The 15,624-nt window shown below is 73.7% G+C and carries 11 protein-coding genes and 1 pseudogene; 4 read left to right on the plus strand and 8 right to left on the minus strand.

All coding sequences use genetic code 11. The features are described from left to right. Positions 1-3: 3 nt before the first annotated feature. Positions 4-2,439 (plus strand): DEAD/DEAH box helicase, encoded by a 2,436-nt coding sequence (locus tag ACIBH3_RS33540; protein WP_396315893.1) that lies wholly within the window; start codon positions 4-6, stop codon positions 2,437-2,439. A 284-nt stretch (positions 2,440-2,723) separates the two neighbouring features. Here the strand turns inward: ACIBH3_RS33540 and ACIBH3_RS33545 are convergent. The 7 genes and pseudogenes from ACIBH3_RS33545 to ssd all read right to left on the minus strand — a co-directional run. Continuing rightward, positions 2,724-3,350, minus strand: a pseudogene (locus ACIBH3_RS33545) (Rv3654c family TadE-like protein); the annotation flags it as partial. Then, positions 3,233-3,640 (minus strand): TadE family type IV pilus minor pilin, encoded by a 408-nt coding sequence (locus tag ACIBH3_RS33550; RefSeq protein ID WP_396315894.1) that lies wholly within the window; start codon positions 3,638-3,640, stop codon positions 3,233-3,235. The pseudogene ACIBH3_RS33545 and the gene ACIBH3_RS33550, both read right to left, overlap by 118 nt. Beyond that, positions 3,630-3,896 (minus strand): DUF4244 domain-containing protein, encoded by a 267-nt coding sequence (locus tag ACIBH3_RS33555; RefSeq protein WP_396315895.1) that lies wholly within the window; start codon positions 3,894-3,896, stop codon positions 3,630-3,632. The genes ACIBH3_RS33550 and ACIBH3_RS33555 overlap by 11 nt, the downstream gene beginning before the upstream one ends. 80 nt (positions 3,897-3,976) lie before the next feature. Further along, positions 3,977-4,663: a type II secretion system F family protein gene (locus tag ACIBH3_RS33560; RefSeq protein WP_396315896.1), complete on the minus strand. Its 687-nt coding sequence runs from the start codon at positions 4,661-4,663 to the stop codon at positions 3,977-3,979. 197 nt (positions 4,664-4,860) lie between these two features. Further along, positions 4,861-5,919 (minus strand): type II secretion system F family protein, encoded by a 1,059-nt coding sequence (locus ACIBH3_RS33565; protein WP_396315902.1) that lies wholly within the window; start codon positions 5,917-5,919, stop codon positions 4,861-4,863. A 138-nt stretch (positions 5,920-6,057) separates the two neighbouring features. Then, complete coding sequence (locus ACIBH3_RS33570) at positions 6,058-7,395, minus strand: TadA family conjugal transfer-associated ATPase (protein WP_396315897.1); 1,338 nt, start codon at positions 7,393-7,395, stop codon at positions 6,058-6,060. Next, entirely contained in the window at positions 7,395-8,507 is a 1,113-nt protein-coding gene (ssd, locus tag ACIBH3_RS33575; RefSeq protein WP_396315898.1) for a septum site-determining protein Ssd, read from the minus strand. The genes ACIBH3_RS33570 and ssd overlap by 1 nt, the downstream gene beginning before the upstream one ends. A gap of 777 nt (positions 8,508-9,284) precedes the next feature. Between ssd and ACIBH3_RS33580 the strand changes: the two genes are divergently transcribed. Next, positions 9,285-10,115, plus strand: coding sequence for an HAD family hydrolase (locus tag ACIBH3_RS33580; protein WP_396315903.1), 831 nt, complete (start codon positions 9,285-9,287; stop codon positions 10,113-10,115). A 417-nt stretch (positions 10,116-10,532) separates the two neighbouring features. Here ACIBH3_RS33580 and ACIBH3_RS33585 read toward each other — a convergent pair whose 3' ends face one another. Next, the gene (locus ACIBH3_RS33585; RefSeq protein WP_396315899.1) at positions 10,533-11,435 is read right to left on the minus strand and encodes an oxidoreductase; all 903 of its coding nucleotides are present in this window, start codon (positions 11,433-11,435) and stop codon (positions 10,533-10,535) included. Between the two features lie 198 nt (positions 11,436-11,633). Here ACIBH3_RS33585 and ACIBH3_RS33590 point away from each other — a divergent pair, with 198 nt between their 5' ends. Together ACIBH3_RS33590 and ACIBH3_RS33595 are read left to right on the plus strand one after the other, a co-directional pair. Then, positions 11,634-12,626: an ATP-binding protein gene (locus ACIBH3_RS33590; protein ID WP_396315900.1), complete on the plus strand. Its 993-nt coding sequence runs from the start codon at positions 11,634-11,636 to the stop codon at positions 12,624-12,626. 395 nt (positions 12,627-13,021) lie between these two features. Next, positions 13,022-15,334 (plus strand): SulP family inorganic anion transporter, encoded by a 2,313-nt coding sequence (locus ACIBH3_RS33595; RefSeq protein ID WP_396315901.1) that lies wholly within the window; start codon positions 13,022-13,024, stop codon positions 15,332-15,334. Positions 15,335-15,624: the final 290 nt, after the last annotated feature.

A 15,624-nucleotide genomic window follows, 5' to 3' on the forward strand; every position in this document is an offset into this window, starting at 1 on the left:
CCCATGCCGCCCCGTCACCGCCTGCCCGAGGCACTGCTAGCGACCCTGTCCACCACCCGGGGGCGCTCGGACCGACTCACCCATACGGAGCAATTGCCCGCCCGCCAGGCCCGCTATGCCCCTTGGCCTGAATCGATCCGGCCCGAGATCATCGCGGCCGCGTTGGCCCTGGGAGTGGAGCGGCCGTGGGCGCATCAGGTGGAGGCCATGAATCTGGCCAGAACCGGCCAAACTATGGTGATCGCCACAGGCACCGCCTCGGGCAAGTCGCTGGGCTACCTGGCCCCGGTACTCAGCGAGCTGCTGGACGGCGCCGAAGCCCCGAACGGGCGCGGCGCGACGGCGCTCTACCTCGCGCCGACCAAGGCGCTGGCGGCCGACCAGCGTCGGCGCGCCGCCGAACTGGCCCCCGCCCGCGTCAGGGCCGCGCTGTACGACGGCGACACACCGCCGGAGGAGCGCGAGTGGGTCCGCCAGTACGCCTCGTACGTGCTGACCAATCCCGACATGCTCCACAGGGGCATCCTGCCGGCGCACGCCCGCTGGGCCTCCTTCCTGAAGGCGCTGAAGTACGTCGTCATCGACGAGTGCCACACCTACCGCGGTGTCTTCGGGTCACACGTCGCCCAGGTGCTGCGGCGGCTGCGCCGGCTCTGCGCGCGCTACGGCTCCTCGCCGACGTTCCTGCTCGCCTCCGCCACGACCGCCGAGCCCGCGGCCACGGCCGAACGGCTCACCGGTCTGCCCGCGTCGGCCGTGACCGAGGACGCCTCGCCCCGCGGGCCGCTGGTCTTCGGGCTCTGGGAGCCGCCGCTCACCGAGAACGTCGGCGAGCACGGTGCCCCGGTCCGGCGGACCGCCACCGCCGAAGCCGCCTACCTGCTCACCGACCTGGTCGAGAACGGCACCAGGACGGTCGTCTTCGTCCGTTCGCGTCGGGCCGCCGAACTGGTCGCGCTCCAGACCCAGGACCAGCTCGGGCGGCCCCTCGCGGACCGCGTCGCCGCCTACCGGGGCGGCTACCTGGCGGAGGAGCGCCGGGCCCTCGAACGCGATCTGCACTCCGGACGGCTGCTCGGGCTCGCCTCCACCTCCGCTCTCGAACTCGGGGTCGACGTCTCCGGACTGGACGCCGTACTGATGGCCGGCTACCCCGGCACCCGGGCGTCGCTGTGGCAACAGGCCGGCCGTGCCGGGCGGGAGGCTCAGGGGGCCCTGGCCATCCTGATCGCCCGCGACGACCCGCTGGACACATACCTGGTGCATCACCCGGAGGCACTGTTCGACACCCCCGTCGAAGCCACCGTGCTCGACCCCGACAACCCGCACGTGCTGGCGCCGCATCTGTGCGCCGCCGCCGCGGAGCTGCCGCTGACCGATTCCGACGTGGACCTGTTCGGACCCTCCACCGCCCAGCTGCTGCCCGTCCTGGAGCAGCGCGGGCTGCTGCGCCGCCGCAGCGACGGCTCCTGGTACTGGACACGGCGCGAGCGCGCCGCGGACGCCGTCGACCTGCGCGGCAGCGGGGGAAGCCCGGTGCAGATCGTGGAGTCGGAGACGGGCCGGCTGCTCGGCACCGTTGACGCCTCCGCGGCCCACACCGCCGTCCACACCGGCGCCGTGCACCTGCACCAGGGCCGGACCTACCTGGTGCGCGACCTGGACCTGGACAGCTCGGTGGCGCTGGTCGAGCCTGCCGACCCGCCCTACACCACCGCTGCCCGCGACATCACGTCCATCTCCGTGCTCTCGACCGACCGGACCGAGGCCTGGGGCGAGGGCCGGCTCAGCTTCGGCTCGGTGGAGGTGGTCAACCGGGTGGTCGGCTACCTCCGCAAGCGGATCGCGACCGGCGAGATCCTCGGCGAGAGCAAGCTCGACCTGCCTCCCCGCACACTGCGCACCCGGGCGGTCTGGTGGTCGGTGACCGAGGAGCAGCTCCTGGCCGCGGACATTCCCTTCGACCAGTTGCCCGGAGCCGCCCACGCCGCCGAGCACGCCTCGATCGGCCTGCTGCCGCTGTTCGCCACCTGCGACCGCTGGGACATCGGGGGCGTCTCCGTCCCGCTGCACCCCGATACCGGGCTGCCCACCGTCTTCGTCTACGACGGACACTCCGGCGGAGCCGGCTTCGCCGAACGCGGCTTCCAGCGCGCGGCGAAGTGGCTGGCGGCCACCCGGGCCGCCATCGCGGCGTGCGAGTGCGAGCGCGGGTGCCCGTCCTGCGTGCAGTCCCCCAAGTGCGGCAACGGCAACGATCCGCTGGACAAGGCGGCAGCCGTCCGCCTGCTGGACGCCCTGCTGGCAGGCGCCCCGGGCGACTTCCCCGGCGGATCGGCGGGAGGACCGCCACGGGGCGCGCCCGAGAACGTGCCGGGGAACGCACCGGGGAACGCTCCTGGCGGCGCGCCGGACGACTCCGGCATCCCGTCCGGGTGACCTGCCACGACCGCCGGGCGGAGCGGGTCAGCCCACAGGCCCAGCCTCGGCGGGTGGTGCCCGCGCGCATGCCTGCGCAACCCGCGCAAGACGACGGGGCTGGAACTGCCCATCAGCGACGGCCCGCCGACGAGGGGCGGCGAACCGCGGGTGGGCGAATCGCTCAGGGACGGGTCGGCCGACCGGGGCGGCGTTTCCGCGGAGCGCCCTGGAGTACCGGCGCCGGTGAGGGCCGCGTCAAGGGTGTCAGCGGTGGCCGCCTCGGCCCAGACCGGGCCGGCCCGGGCGCGCGCCCTGGCGGGGCCGATCGGGAGCGAGAAGGCCGGTGTGGGCACCTCGACCACCACCTCGACCGTGTCCGCTCCCAGATCCACCGAGCAGGAGACCATCGTGGCCGCTTGCGCGGCCGCGATCCCGCCGGCCCGGCCGCAGCCGCCGTCCTGGTCGACCAGCAGTCGGTCTGCCGCCGCAAGGGCCGCCAGGTCAGCTGCGGACTCCGCACGGTGCCGGGCAGCGACGATCGCTCCGACGGCGAGCACCGCCGCGAAGACCGTGCACCCCAGCATCGCGAGCGCGGCCACCCAGACCGTCGCCGACCCCGCGTCCGGTGGCCGACCGCCCTGCGCCCCAGCGCTCCGCACCTGGGCCGCCCGTAGGCAACCGCCCGACGCGCCGTAGCCCGCCCCACCTCCGGCCGGCCAACGATCCGGCGCGCCCCATGCCCGTCCGGTACGGGTACGCCCCGGGCCCTCAGCCCTGTACGCCGCCGCCCGCCACCAGCCGACCCGGTTCCTCAGACCGGCCACTGCGAGGCACCTCCGCCGCCCGCGAGCGTGTCCTCCCTCGCCGCCACCGCATCGGCGCCGAGCCGGACGGAGAGCACCGACCCCAGGCTCCCGGGCCCCGGGCACGGCGCCTCCACCGTCACCCGCACGTCCTCGCCCTCCAGCGCGACGTGCACCGCCGCGCCGGACGGGGCTGCGGCCTGAGCCCGCGCCTTGGCATCCGCGTCGCCCCGAGCGGCCGCTCTGGCGCCCACCCTTGCCGCATCGATGCAGCGGATCTGCGCGGCCGCGGCCAGCACGCCCCAGATCAGCATCGCGGCGAGAAGGACGAGAGCGGGCAGCACGACGGCCGTCTCCGCGGTCGCGTAGCCCGCGTCCGGATCCCGGCCGCGGAGCTGCGCGCGTTCACGCCGCATGGAGGGCCCGGTCCAGCAGCGCCGTCAGCATCCCGGTCACGGCGTCGCTCGTGACCACCTTGTAGAGCACGGCCGCGAAGGCGCAGGCCGCGACCGTACCGACGGCGTACTCGGCCGTGGTCATTCCGGCGTCGTTGCGGCGCTGCCGGAGGATCTTGATCCGCTCTCCGACCCAGCGGCCGCGCCGTCGGCACAGGGCGAGCACGGCTCGACCGCGAAGGCCGGCGGCGGACTTGGTTGCGATCACTACGGCCATGACAGAACTCCTCGATCGGGGAAGGTCGCTGGGCGCAACGGCGACCAGCCCATGGACACCAGCGCTGTGCTGACTCGCGGTCAGGCTCGACCGGCGAACACCGCGGCAAGGCCCAGCACCACGGGGACGACGCTGATCAGCACAAAGGCCGGCAGGAAGCAGACTCCGAGCGGCGCCGTGGCCAGCACCCCGGCCCGGCGAGCGCGGGTGTGTGCGGCCCTGGCGGCGGTGGCCCGTTGGGCCTTCGCCAGGGCAAGCAGCGGCGCGGTCGGCGGAGCGCCGCTGATGCTCGTCCTGACCAGGCAGCGGGCCAGCGGCGCAAGCTCCGGGCACTGCTCCCCAAGCCGGTTCCAGCAGAGCTCCGGTGGCGCACCAAGGGCCAGCTCGGCCGAGATGGCGGCCAGCCTGAGGCCCATCTGGGCCCCCACGCTCTGCCCGACGGCCTCCACCGCAGTCGCCGGCGAGCCGGAGGTGGCGAGGCAGGCCGCCAGGAGCTCTGCGGTCAGCGGGAGTTGAGCGCGCAGTGCCTCCCGCTCCGCGGCCGCCCGGCGAGCGGCCGGCGTACGGCCCCTGGGCAGCCAGCGGTACGCCCCCGCGGCCAGCAGCACACCCGCCACCGGCCCGGCCGCGCCGCCGATCGAGACACCAGCACCGAGCCCCGCGGCCACCGCGACCACAGCCCGGCCCGCCTTCGCCGCCCGGGCCTGCCGGCCGCAGCGGGCCACCCGACCGTCCTCGCCCGCCCGTACCTCCTGCACCACCGGCACAGCTCGCAGCCGGAGCCACCCCGGCCGTACTCGCCCAGCCCATCGCCACCGCCTCTCTCGCACCACACCGTCCCCAGGGCGGGCCCAGGCTCCCGCCCTCCGCCGGGTCCGGCCTCGCTGCGCGCACCTACGCGCCGCCGAGCCGACCGCCGCTCCACACAGGGGCAGGACCACCCACACCGCCCCGGCTGTCCCGATCACCACAGGGCCGCCTGCCCCTGCGGCAGCTGTCCGCCCGCCGCCGGCGGCACCGCCCGCCGACGCGTGATCCCGCAGGCGGACGGCTCTCCGGCGCCAGCCCGTCCGCCGGTCGAAGGTCCGCCGCCCTGGCGGCCCGGCACCTCCGCCACCACCTGGGCACCGGCACCCTTCGCCCGCCGGATGATCCGCGTCGTCCAGGCCAGGCCGACCCCCTCCAGTGCCAGTCCGATCACGAGGCAGGCCAGACCCGCCGGGGTGTGCAGCAGGATGCCGATCGGCCGGGCCCCCAGTGCCATTCCCAGCAGGAGCCCGACCGCAGGCAGCGCGGCCAGCACCGCGATGGTGGCCTGGGACCCGGCCAGCTCGCCCTCGATCTCCTCCGCCAGCCCGCGTTCGGCCCGCAGCGCCTCGGCCACCTGATCCAGCCCGGCCGCCAACCCCGCACCGCTGCCTGCCGTGACCTGCCAGCAGGCCGCCACCGCTGCGGCGCCCCGGCCGCCGGGCAGCTGAGCGAGGGCCTGGAACGCGGCAGGGACATCCGCCCCGTACCGGCCGGCTGCCAGGCGCGCCACCGGGCCCGCACCGAGCCGTCGCAGCAGACTGCGGTCCTCACCCAGCCGCGAGGTGACGTTCTCCAGCGCCTGGCGCGGGGTCGCCCCGCTTCTCAGCTCGGCGGCCAGAGCGGTGCAGAGTTCCACCACCGCGCCGGCCCTGCGCCGGGCCTGGAGCACCCTGCCCCGGCGCACCCGCCAGCGCCGCACCGGCACCACCGCCCCCGCCGCGCCGATCAGCGGGACGGGCGAGCCGGTGGCCTGCGCCGCGACCAACCCGGCGGGCAGAAGCAGCAGTTCCGGCACCAGCCAGGGCGGCCGAAGTGCTCGGAGTTCGGCAAGTCGGCGCCGCGCCGAGGCCGCCGGATCCCACCTGGGGCTGCGGCCCGACACCAGCAGCAACTTGGACCTTCTGACCCCGGCGACCTGGCGTTGCAGGGCCTGCCGGCCGGCCAGCGTCACCGCGCACAGCACCGCTGCCCAGCACAATTGGACCTGATACATCGTCACGTCAATCCCCTTCGCCCCATCGGCTTCTCCGGGTTCTCCGGCTTCTCGGTCGAGTGGCCCCCAGCAGCACTCCGGCGATCAGCAGCAGGCCGCAGAGCATCAGCCCGAACAGCACCTCCACCTGGTGTGCGGTCACGCCGGCCTCCCGGGGAGACCGACCCCACGGACCGCGCAGAGCCTCGCCAGCCGCTCCCACCCGTCGCCCGGCGAGCAGCCGCCCCCCGCGGTGAAGGTCACGGCCGGGGTGGTAACGGCCAGCCCGCTGGGATCGCTGGCCAGCGTGTGGATCTCCGCGACCCGGCGCTGCCCGGTGCGGGGGTCGCGCGCCAGGTGCACGACGACATCGAGTGCGGCTCGCAGCTGGCTGTGCAGCGAGAACCGGTCGAGGCCGGCCAGCGATCCCAGCGCCTCCAACCGCACCGGCACGTCGCCCGCGGTATTGGCATGAATCGTCCCGCAGCCGCCCTCATGGCCGGTGTTGAGCGCCGCCAGCAGCTCACTGACCTCGGCCCCGCGGGCCTCGCCGATCACCAGCCGGTCAGGCCGCATTCGTAGGGCCTGGCGGACCAAGTCCCGTAGCGTCAGCTCTCCGAGGCCCTCCTGGTTGGGCGGCCGGCTCTGCAGCCGGACCACGTGCGGGTGCGCCGGCATGAGTTCGGCGGAGTCCTCGACCAGCACGATCCGCTCGCCGGGCCCGACCAGGCCGAGCAACGCGGCGAGCAGGGTCGTCTTGCCGGATCCGGTGCCCCCGCTGATCACCAGCGACAGGCGGGCGCGCATGATGCCCGCGAGCAGCTGGGCCCCGACAGCCGGGAGCGCACCCCCGGCGATCAGCTCCTCCAGCGTGAACGGCCGGTGCCGGCTGACCCGCAGCGAGATGTGCGTGCATCCGGCGGCGATCGGCGGCAGTACCGCGTGCAGACGGGTCCCGTCCGGCAGCCGGGCGTCCACCCACGGCCGGGCGTCGTCCAGCCGGCGCCCGGCCGCCGTCGCGAGGCGGTGGGCCAGGCGGCGTACGGCCTCGGCGTCGGGGAACCAGCGGCCGGCGGCGCGTTGCAACCCGCCACCCCGGTCGACCCACACCTCCTCCGGGCCGTTGACCAGGACATCGGTGACGTCCGGTGCGGCCAGCAGCCGGTCGAGCGGCCCTGCGCCGACCAGCTCGGCGCGCAGGGTGCGGACGGCGTTCAGCACATCGTCGCCGCCCAGCGGCGGGCGGGACGCCCGCAGTGCGGCGGCCACCGACCCCGCGGTGGGGGCGGCCCCGGACTCGGCCAGTCGCAGCCGTACGGCGTCGACCAGGGCGGAGGCTCGCTCCGGCCCGGGCGCGGGCCCACTGTCGCTTTGCGCCACCGGCCGGGTGGCCCGGCCGCCCGCGGGCCGCCCGTCGGCGGTCGCACCACCCCCATGGCGGTGGGCGGGCCGGACTCCGCCGGCCCAGGGCGTTCCGGTCAGGTGCGGACGGCCCATCAGAGCACTCCCCCTTCGACCGCCGGCACCGGCGGGATCACCTCGTTCAGGAATGTTGCGCAGAAGCGTGCGAGCGGCCCCTTCTCCCGGATGCCCGGCGGCGCCCCACGCTCGACGTCGAAAGCGAGGCCGGGCTCCTGCGGGAGCTCTCCGGCCAGTCGCAGCCGCAGCCCCCCGGCGATCTCCGCCGCGGGTAGCCTGGCCGGCCCCGGCGTGCGGACCACTGCCCGCACGTCCGCGAGACGCATCCGGACGGCCGCGCAGACACGGTCGGCGGCGGCCATCGCGCGCAGCTCGGCGGGCACCACCAGCAGAGCGGTGTCGGACTGCTCCAGGGCCTGCCCGGCCGCCGGATCGAGGTGGCGCGGCAGGTCGAGCACGACCAGCCCGCCGCGGCGCCGGGCTGCCGCCAGCACGCTGCGCATGGCCTCGGGTGGTACGGCCAGGGTGTCGCCGCGGTCCCAGGACAGGGCGGTGAGGCGGTGCAGTTCGGGCAACGCCTGCGCGAGTTCGGCGCCGCTGACCCGGCCCCGCGAGCCGGCCAGATCGGGCCAGCGCAGACCCGCGGCGCGCTCACCGCCGAGCAGGACGTCGAGACCGCCACCGAGCGGGTCGGCGTCGATCAGCATGGTCCGGCGGCCCGTGCGCGCGGCCGTCACGGCCAGCGCACACGCCAGCGTCGAGGCCCCGGCTCCGCCGCGGCCGCCGAGCACCGCGACGGTGAGCGCTGGGGCGGCGACACCCTCGGCCGCATCCGCGATGCCGTCCAGCAGCCAGCCCTCGGCATCGGGCAGGAACAGCACGTGCTCGGCGCCGAGTTGGACACCTCTGACCCAGATCTCGGAGTCGTCCAGATCCAACCCGAGCAGCAGCACTCCGGTGCGGCGGCCGAGTCCGGAGCAGCGCTCGGCGAGATCGTCCCCCACGAGCACGAGCGGGGCGGACTCCCAGAGTTGGCGTGGCGGTGGGCCGGCGAAGAGCAGCGGCTCGGAGCCGGCCGCGGCACAGAGCCGGAGCAGGTGTTCGGCCAGCGACTCGTCCTCGGTGACGATCAACGGGCCGTGAAGCGCGGGCTCTTCGGCCTGCGGGCGATCGGTGGTCGGTGTCGACATTGCTGCCTCCCCCGGTGGGGGCGCCGCACCTTGCGGTGCGGGCGCGCGGTCCAAGTCCAGCCCTTGCGGCAGCGGCCACCGTGCCCCGGGGCGCGGTGGCGGCTGCCGGACACCACGGTGGGGGGAGATCCGGAATCTGTCAGCCCTGTTCCAAATGCCTGTGGATAACCCGGGGGATGTGGATAAGCGTGTTCACCCACCCGGGGGGCTAATGAGCGAGCAATTGACGGAACAAGCTCCCGAGCGAAAGTTGGATCAAGAGATCGGGGGCGTGCGAGGCCCCGTGCACGCGCCCGTCAGTGCTCAGCGACAGGTCCGGAAGAAGAAGTGGTCAACTACGCAGAGTCACTGAGATCGGCGCTCCACGATGCGGACCCGGCCGCGCCCCCAGCGGGCCACCGACACCCGTGAGCCCTGCCCGCGCGGGGGTGAATCACCGCTCGAAACGGCCCCGGACGTGCGACGACCCCCGCCGGGGGGGAGAGCGGGGGTCGTCTATCCACGGCCCGACTCGGGGGGGAGGAGCCGGACCGGGTTAGCACGGTCGCGAACGATCCGTGACTTCCATGGTGTACCCGACCGGCCAGAAACACAAACCCACACGCCCCTGGGTACGCCGAATGGCGGGGCGTTTTGCGCGGCCCTCTATCCTCGGTTCCCGTGGACACCACCGAGAACGCCGACGAGTATGCGGACGACGCCGCCGAGACCGGCGGGAACTCCGAGCCGGGCCCCGCGCAGGGCGAAACCGGCCCGCCGAGGAGCGACGCCGCGGCCCTGCCGCACGCACCCCAGCCCAGGCCCGCCGGGCCGCGCACGGCCGCCTTCTTCGACCTCGACAAGACCATCATCGCCAAATCGAGCGCCCTGGCCTTCAGCCGTCCCTTCTACCAGGGCGGCCTGATCAATCGTCGGGCGGTACTGAAGAGCGCGTACGCACAGTTCGTCTTCCTGGTCGGCGGCGCGGATCACGACCAGATGGAGAAGATGCGCGAGTACCTCTCCGCACTCACCCGCGGGTGGAACGTCCAGCAGGTGCGGGAGATCGTCGCCGAGACCCTGCATAACCTGATCGACCCGATCATCTACGACGAGGCCGCGTCGCTGATCGAACAGCACCACGCGGCGGGGCGCGATGTAGTGATCGTCAGCAGCTCGGGCTCCGAGGTGGTGGAGCCGATCGGCGCCCTGCTGGGCGCGGACCACGTCATCGCCACCAGACTGAAGATCGAGGACGGCCGCTACACCGGGGAGATCGACTACTACGCCTACGCCGAGAACAAGGCAGCAGCGATCAGGGAGTTGGCCGCGACGGAGGGCTACAACCTCGCCGACTGCTACGCCTACAGCGACTCCTCCACCGATCTGCCGCTGCTGGAGGCGGTCGGCCATCCGTCCGCGGTAAACCCCGATCGCGCACTGCGCAAGGAGGCCCTCGCACGCGAGTGGCCGGTGCTGGTCTTCGACCGACCGGTGGAACTGCGGCGCCGGCTCCCGGAGTTCTCCACCCCGAGCGGTTCGGTGCTCACCGCGGTGGCCGTGGGCACCGCACTGGTGACCGCCGGAGTGGTCTGGTACGTGGCCAGGCGCCGACGCCCCATGGCCTGAGCATTCGGGGTCCGACGCCCGAGCCAAATCGGGCAAATGGGAAAGACTTCTCGTTTCGGGTTCCCCTTTGACCCGAAACGCGATACAAATGAAGCACGGCCCGCGAGACCCGGTCAGGACCCGAAGAGGTCAAACCGACAACGCAGTTCAGGCCCCACGGACCGCGTGCAGATAACTGAGCACCCACATGCAGCCGACCCGCTGTCGGGCCGCCGCACCAGACGAACGGGCAGGATCCCCGTCTGATGGGCACTTCCGGTGCATGCATGGTCACTCGGTACCTGTACCAGCGGCGGCACCCAGCAGCATCAGGTGCCGCCGCATTCGTTTGCCCCGACCCGGGGCGGGCGCCCGCCCCGGCAGGGATCTCCGGAGCGGCCCGAGGCCGCCCGCCCGGCGCTCAGCCCATGCCGCCGCTCAGACCATGCCGCGCTGCATCGCCTCGCAGACGGCGGTGCTCTCGCGCACTCCGAGCCGCAGCGCCTGCCCGCAGTGCCCGATCCACTCGGCCATCCCCTCCGGGCTGCCGGCCAGATAGCCGGCCAGCGCCCGCCGGTACGCTCCGGTACCCAGCTCCGCGAGCCCGACCTCGGCCGGGCAGATCGCCTTCGGATCCAGCCCCTCGGCGATCAGCACGATGCGCTGCGCGGCGCGCGCGATCACCCCGTTGTGCGAGGAGAACGGCCTCAGCGCGAGCAGCTCGCCGTGCACCACGGCTGCCACCACCAGCGCCGGAGCCCCGCCCGTCGGACGCTCGGTGCGGGCGACGAGCAGCTGGGAGAGCTGGTCCAGGCGCGCGGCGACCTCTTCGGCGCCCGGCGCGGCGGGCAGCTCGACCGCCCACCCCGCACCTCCGGCGCCGGCGCCCCCCGACGCCACGCCCTCCGCCGCCGGAAGCTCCAGCGGGAACAGCACCTCGGCGGTCTCCCCCGCATGGCGGGGCCGGCCGGCCGAGTCGTCCGCGTCACCGGCCGCCAGCAGGTGCAACCTCGCCAGTACCTGGAGCGGAGAGTGCCGCCACACGCTCAGCAGCTGCCCGGCCTCGGCGGAGATCCGCAGCGCGGCGCCGACCGTACGGGCCTCGCGGTCGGCGCCGAAGTCGCTGCGGCGGCGCACCTCCTCCAGCGGCCAGTCCGCGCCGTCCAGGGCGGCGGACGCCCGGGCGCCGCGCAGCGCGGCCTCGGAGGTGACCTCGGGGGCGCGGCGGCGCATCACGCGGTGGCCGTACAGGCGGTCCACGGCCTTGCGCACCTCGGCGACTGCCTCGGGCACCCCGGGGAGCTCGGCCAGCGGGGCGAGGGGATCTGTTCCAGTGCTCACCTACCCGAGAGTAATGACCCCACCTGCACTTGCGACACAGCAACCCCGGCATCACCCGTTAGGGGCAATCCTCGCTGCCCCGCCGCATCGGGCTCCAAACCCCGGATAGCATGGCCACTATCGGTGACGATAACTATTTCCAACAATGGAACCGGGCAGAGCAGCGCGAGAGCCCACGAGCGAGAGCCGGAGTCCCAGATGAAGATCGCCTTCGTCGGCAAGGGCGGCAGCGGCAAGACGACGCTGTCCTCACTGTTCATCCGCCACCTGGCCGCGATCGGCCGCCCGGTCATCGCCGTCGACGCCGACATCAACCAACATCTCGGCCCGGCCCTCGGACTGAGTGACGATCAGGCCGCTGCACTGCCCTCGCTCGGCGTGCACCTCCCGCAGATCAAGGAGTACCTGCGCGGCAGCAACCCCAGGATCGGCTCCGCCGACGAGATGATCAAGACAACTCCCCCGGGCCGGGGTTCGCGACTGCTGCGGATCGTCGAGGAGAACCCGGTGTACGCGAGCTGCGCCCGGCCGGTCGCGCTCGACGAGGGATCGGTACGGCTGCTGGCGACCGGCGCGTTCACCGAGGAGGACCTCGGGGTGGCCTGCTACCACTCCAAGGTCGGCGCGGTCGAGCTGCTGCTCAACCACCTGCTGGACGGCCGCGACGAGTACGTCGTCACCGACATGACCGCCGGCTCGGACTCGTTCGCCTCCGGCCTGTTCACCCGCTTCGACCTCACCGTCCTGGTCGCCGAGCCCACCCGTAAGGGCATCTCGGTGTACCGCCAGTACAAGGAGTACGCCCGCGACTTCGGCGTCACGCTGCGCGTGGTCGGGAACAAGGTCCAGGGGCCGGAGGACCGCGAGTTCCTGCGCCGGGAGGTCGGCGACGACCTGCTGACCACCTTCGGCCACTCCGACTGGGTGCGCCGCCTGGAGCAGGGGGCCGAACCCGCGCTGCGCACCCTGGAGCCTGCCAACCGTGCCGTACTGGAGCTCCTGGAGCGCGAGGCCGACGCCGCGTTCGACCGGCGGGATCCGCGCCGCTACAGCGAGCAGGCCGTCCACTTCCACCTGCGCAACGCCGAGAGCTGGGGCAGCGCCAAGGTCGGCGTCGACCTGGCGACCCAGGTGGACGACGGGTACGTGCTCGGCGGGGAGCAGCCCGCTGCTGCCCGCGCACACGCCTAGCCACGTCGGCACGACGCGAGCCGCCACCCGGGACAGCGCAACAGTCACAGCCGCACCGCGGGCCGCCACCCTCTTCGGAGGGTGGCGGCCCGCCTGCTTGACCTGCGCGAAAGCTACGGGTTCCCGGACACTTCGGATACCGCCCGTTGGGGTGAATCCGGGCCTTGACCCTGTCGCTCGATTTCACCCTGTGCAAAGCTTTCATTACTCTCGGTTTACCGAGTCTTGATGATTCAGTCGATTCTGATGGTCCCTGGGCGCGCCTGCGACATCCCCACGCACCCGTCGTGCCCACGCCATCCCGCCACACCGTCGCAACCCACGACAGCCGATCCGACTCCCCGAGCTCCACCGCCGGACCTGACTGCGTTCGTTCCCCGGAAAGACGGGAAGACATGACCCTCGATATCTCCAGCGCCCCCATCGCCTCCGACACCACCGACCACGCACCGCCCCCCGAGCGCCGCCCCGCCTTCAGCACCGCCGACCTCTCCGCCTCGGCGGTGGTCTTCCTCATCGCCGTGCCGTTCTCGCTGGGCATCGCCCTGGCCACGGGTGCGCCACTCACCTCCGGCCTGATCGCCGCGGCGGTGGGCGGCATCGTCGTCGGCCTGCTCGGTGGTACACCACTGCAGGTCAGCGGCCCGTCCGCGGCGCTCACCGTGATCACCGCCGGGCTCATCGCGCAGTACGGCTGGCAGGCCACCTGTGCCATCACGGTCGCCGCCGGCCTGCTCCAACTCCTGCTCGGCGCCCGCCGGGTGGCCCGCACCGCGCTCGCCGTCTCGCCCGCCATCGTGCACGGCATGCTGGCCGGGGTCGGTCTCGCCATCGCCATCGCCCAGCTGCACGTGGTGCTGGGCGGCTCGCCGCAGAGCTCCGCCCTCGCGAACCTGCTCGCACTGCCCGGCCAGCTGGCGGGCCCGCACCCGGCGGCGCTGACCGTCGGCGCGCTCTCCGCCGCCGTCCTCTGCGGGTGGCCCCGACTGGGGCGCCTGCCCGGCCGCGCCGGACGCCTCGGGGCACTCCTGGCCCGCGTGCCGGGCCCGCTGGTCGCTGTGGCCCTCGCCACCGGGCTCGCCATGGCCCTGCACCTGCAGCTCGCCCGGGTGGAGCTGCCGACATGGCAGCTCCACGGCCTCCCCGTCCTGCCGCACAGCCCGCTCGCGGGCGTCCTGACCGCGGTGCTCACCGTGACGGCCGTCGCCAGCGTCGAGTCCCTGCTGTCCGCCGTCGCGGTGGACCGCCTCGCCCGCCGTTCGGGCGACCTCGACCGCGAATTGCGCGGCCAGGGCATCGCGAACGTCCTCAGCGGCCTGCTCGGTGGGCTGCCGGTGGCCGGCGGCGCTGTGCGCAGCTCGGCCAACGTCCGGGCCGGAGCACAGACCCGCTGGTCGTCCGTGCTGCACGGCGTCTGGGTGCTGCTCGCCGCCGTGGCGCTGAGCGGCGGCCTGCGGCGGATCCCGCTGGCCGCGCTGGCGGCGCTGGTCCTGGTGGTCGGCCTCCAGATGGTCAGCTTCGCGCACATCCGCAATGTCCACCGGCACCGCGAGTTCCCGGTCTACCTGGCGACGATGCTCGGCGTGGTGCTGCTCGGAGTGCTGCTGGGCATCGCACTCGGCAGTGCCGTGGCCGTGCTGCTCGCGCTGTACCGGCTGACCCGTACTCACGTGGACGTCCGGGCCGAGCCCGACGGCTCCTTCGCGGTGCAGACGCACGGGCCGCTGACCTTCGCCGCGGTGCCCAGGCTCAGCCGGGCGCTGAGCGCGATCCCCGCCACCGCGCGGGTGACGGTCTGCCACGACGGCTCCTTCCTGGACCATGCCGCGTACGAGACCCTGCATGCCTGGCGAGCCAGCCATCAGGCGGCCGGCGGGCAGGTGGCGATGGTGACGGAGCGCCAGGCCAGCGAGGTGCTGGACCCGGACGGCACCCTGCGGGCGGGCAGCTCACCCGGCCCGCACCGCTGCCGGGCCTGGACCCCCTGGGTGGGCCACCACTGCATCGAGCAGCAGGAGGATCCGCACGGCCGGCTGCTGGACGGCGTCCGGGTGTTCCAGCAGCACACGGCGCCGCTGGTCCGCCCCGAGCTGGCCCGGCTGGCGCGGGAAGGGCAGACGCCCTCCCAACTCTTCCTGACCTGCGCGGACTCCCGACTGGTGACCAGCATGATCACCAACAGCGGCCCGGGCGACCTGTTCACCGTCCGGAACGTCGGCAATCTCGTGCCGGCACCGTTCGAGCCGGGCGCGGCCGACGACTCGGTGGCTGCGGCCGTGCAGTACGCGGTCGAGGCTCTGGAGGTCCGCTCGATCACGATCTGTGGGCACTCCGGCTGCGGCGCGATGAAGGCCCTGCTGGACGGCGTGCACGAACACCCCGGGCCACCGACGCCACTGGCCCGGTGGCTGCGCAACGGGCGCGGTTCGCTGGACCGGCTCAAGCGGGCGCCCGCCCGGTTCGCCGCCAGGCCCACGGTCGACCTGGTCGAGCAGCTCTGCATCACCAATGTGGTGCAGCAGCTGGACCAGCTGCTGGCGAACCCGGCCGTGGAGCGGCGGGTCGCCGAGGGCACCCTGCGGCTGGTGGGGATGTACTTCGACTTCGCCACCGCGCAGACCTACGTACTCGACCGGGAGAGCGGCTCCTTCACCGCCGTCTCGGTACAGGACACGCCCGAAGGAGAGGACACCAAGGTCGCGGCCTGAGCCGGCACCGGCCCCACCGTCGCGGTGGGGCCGGTGGGCGGGCCGGCCAGCGCCCCCCAGCAAAGGTCTACACCAATTCTCCGGAGCCTCTTGTCAACAGACCTGTTCGCCTGGTGAGCTGTGCACTGGGACACACGGGACAATCCCCACGCAAGGGACCGTCGCCGTGAACAGAACTCGATGAGGAGTGCGCGTTGAGCAACGAGAGCCTGGCCAACCTGCTCAAGGAGGAGCGGCGCTTCGCCCCGCCCGCGGAGCTCGCCGCAGCCGCCAACGTCACCGCGGCCGCC

The organism is Kitasatospora sp. NPDC050543 (genome assembly GCF_044457565.1).
Classification (GTDB): domain Bacteria; phylum Actinomycetota; class Actinomycetes; order Streptomycetales; family Streptomycetaceae; genus Kitasatospora.

Coding starts and splice junctions, on each gene's coding strand:
- ACIBH3_RS33540 (WP_396315893.1), top strand. CDS start 4: ATGCCGCCCCGTCACCGCCTGCCCGAGGCACTGCTAGCGACCCTGTCC.
- ACIBH3_RS33550 (WP_396315894.1), bottom strand. CDS start 3,640: ATGCGGCGTGAACGCGCGCAGCTCCGCGGCCGGGATCCGGACGCGGGC.
- ACIBH3_RS33555 (WP_396315895.1), bottom strand. CDS start 3,896: ATGGCCGTAGTGATCGCAACCAAGTCCGCCGCCGGCCTTCGCGGTCGA.
- ACIBH3_RS33565 (WP_396315902.1), bottom strand. CDS start 5,919: ATGTATCAGGTCCAATTGTGCTGGGCAGCGGTGCTGTGCGCGGTGACG.
- ACIBH3_RS33570 (WP_396315897.1), bottom strand. CDS start 7,395: ATGGGCCGTCCGCACCTGACCGGAACGCCCTGGGCCGGCGGAGTCCGG.
- ssd (WP_396315898.1), bottom strand. CDS start 8,507: ATGTCGACACCGACCACCGATCGCCCGCAGGCCGAAGAGCCCGCGCTT.
- ACIBH3_RS33590 (WP_396315900.1), top strand. CDS start 11,634: ATGAAGATCGCCTTCGTCGGCAAGGGCGGCAGCGGCAAGACGACGCTG.
- ACIBH3_RS33595 (WP_396315901.1), top strand. CDS start 13,022: ATGACCCTCGATATCTCCAGCGCCCCCATCGCCTCCGACACCACCGAC.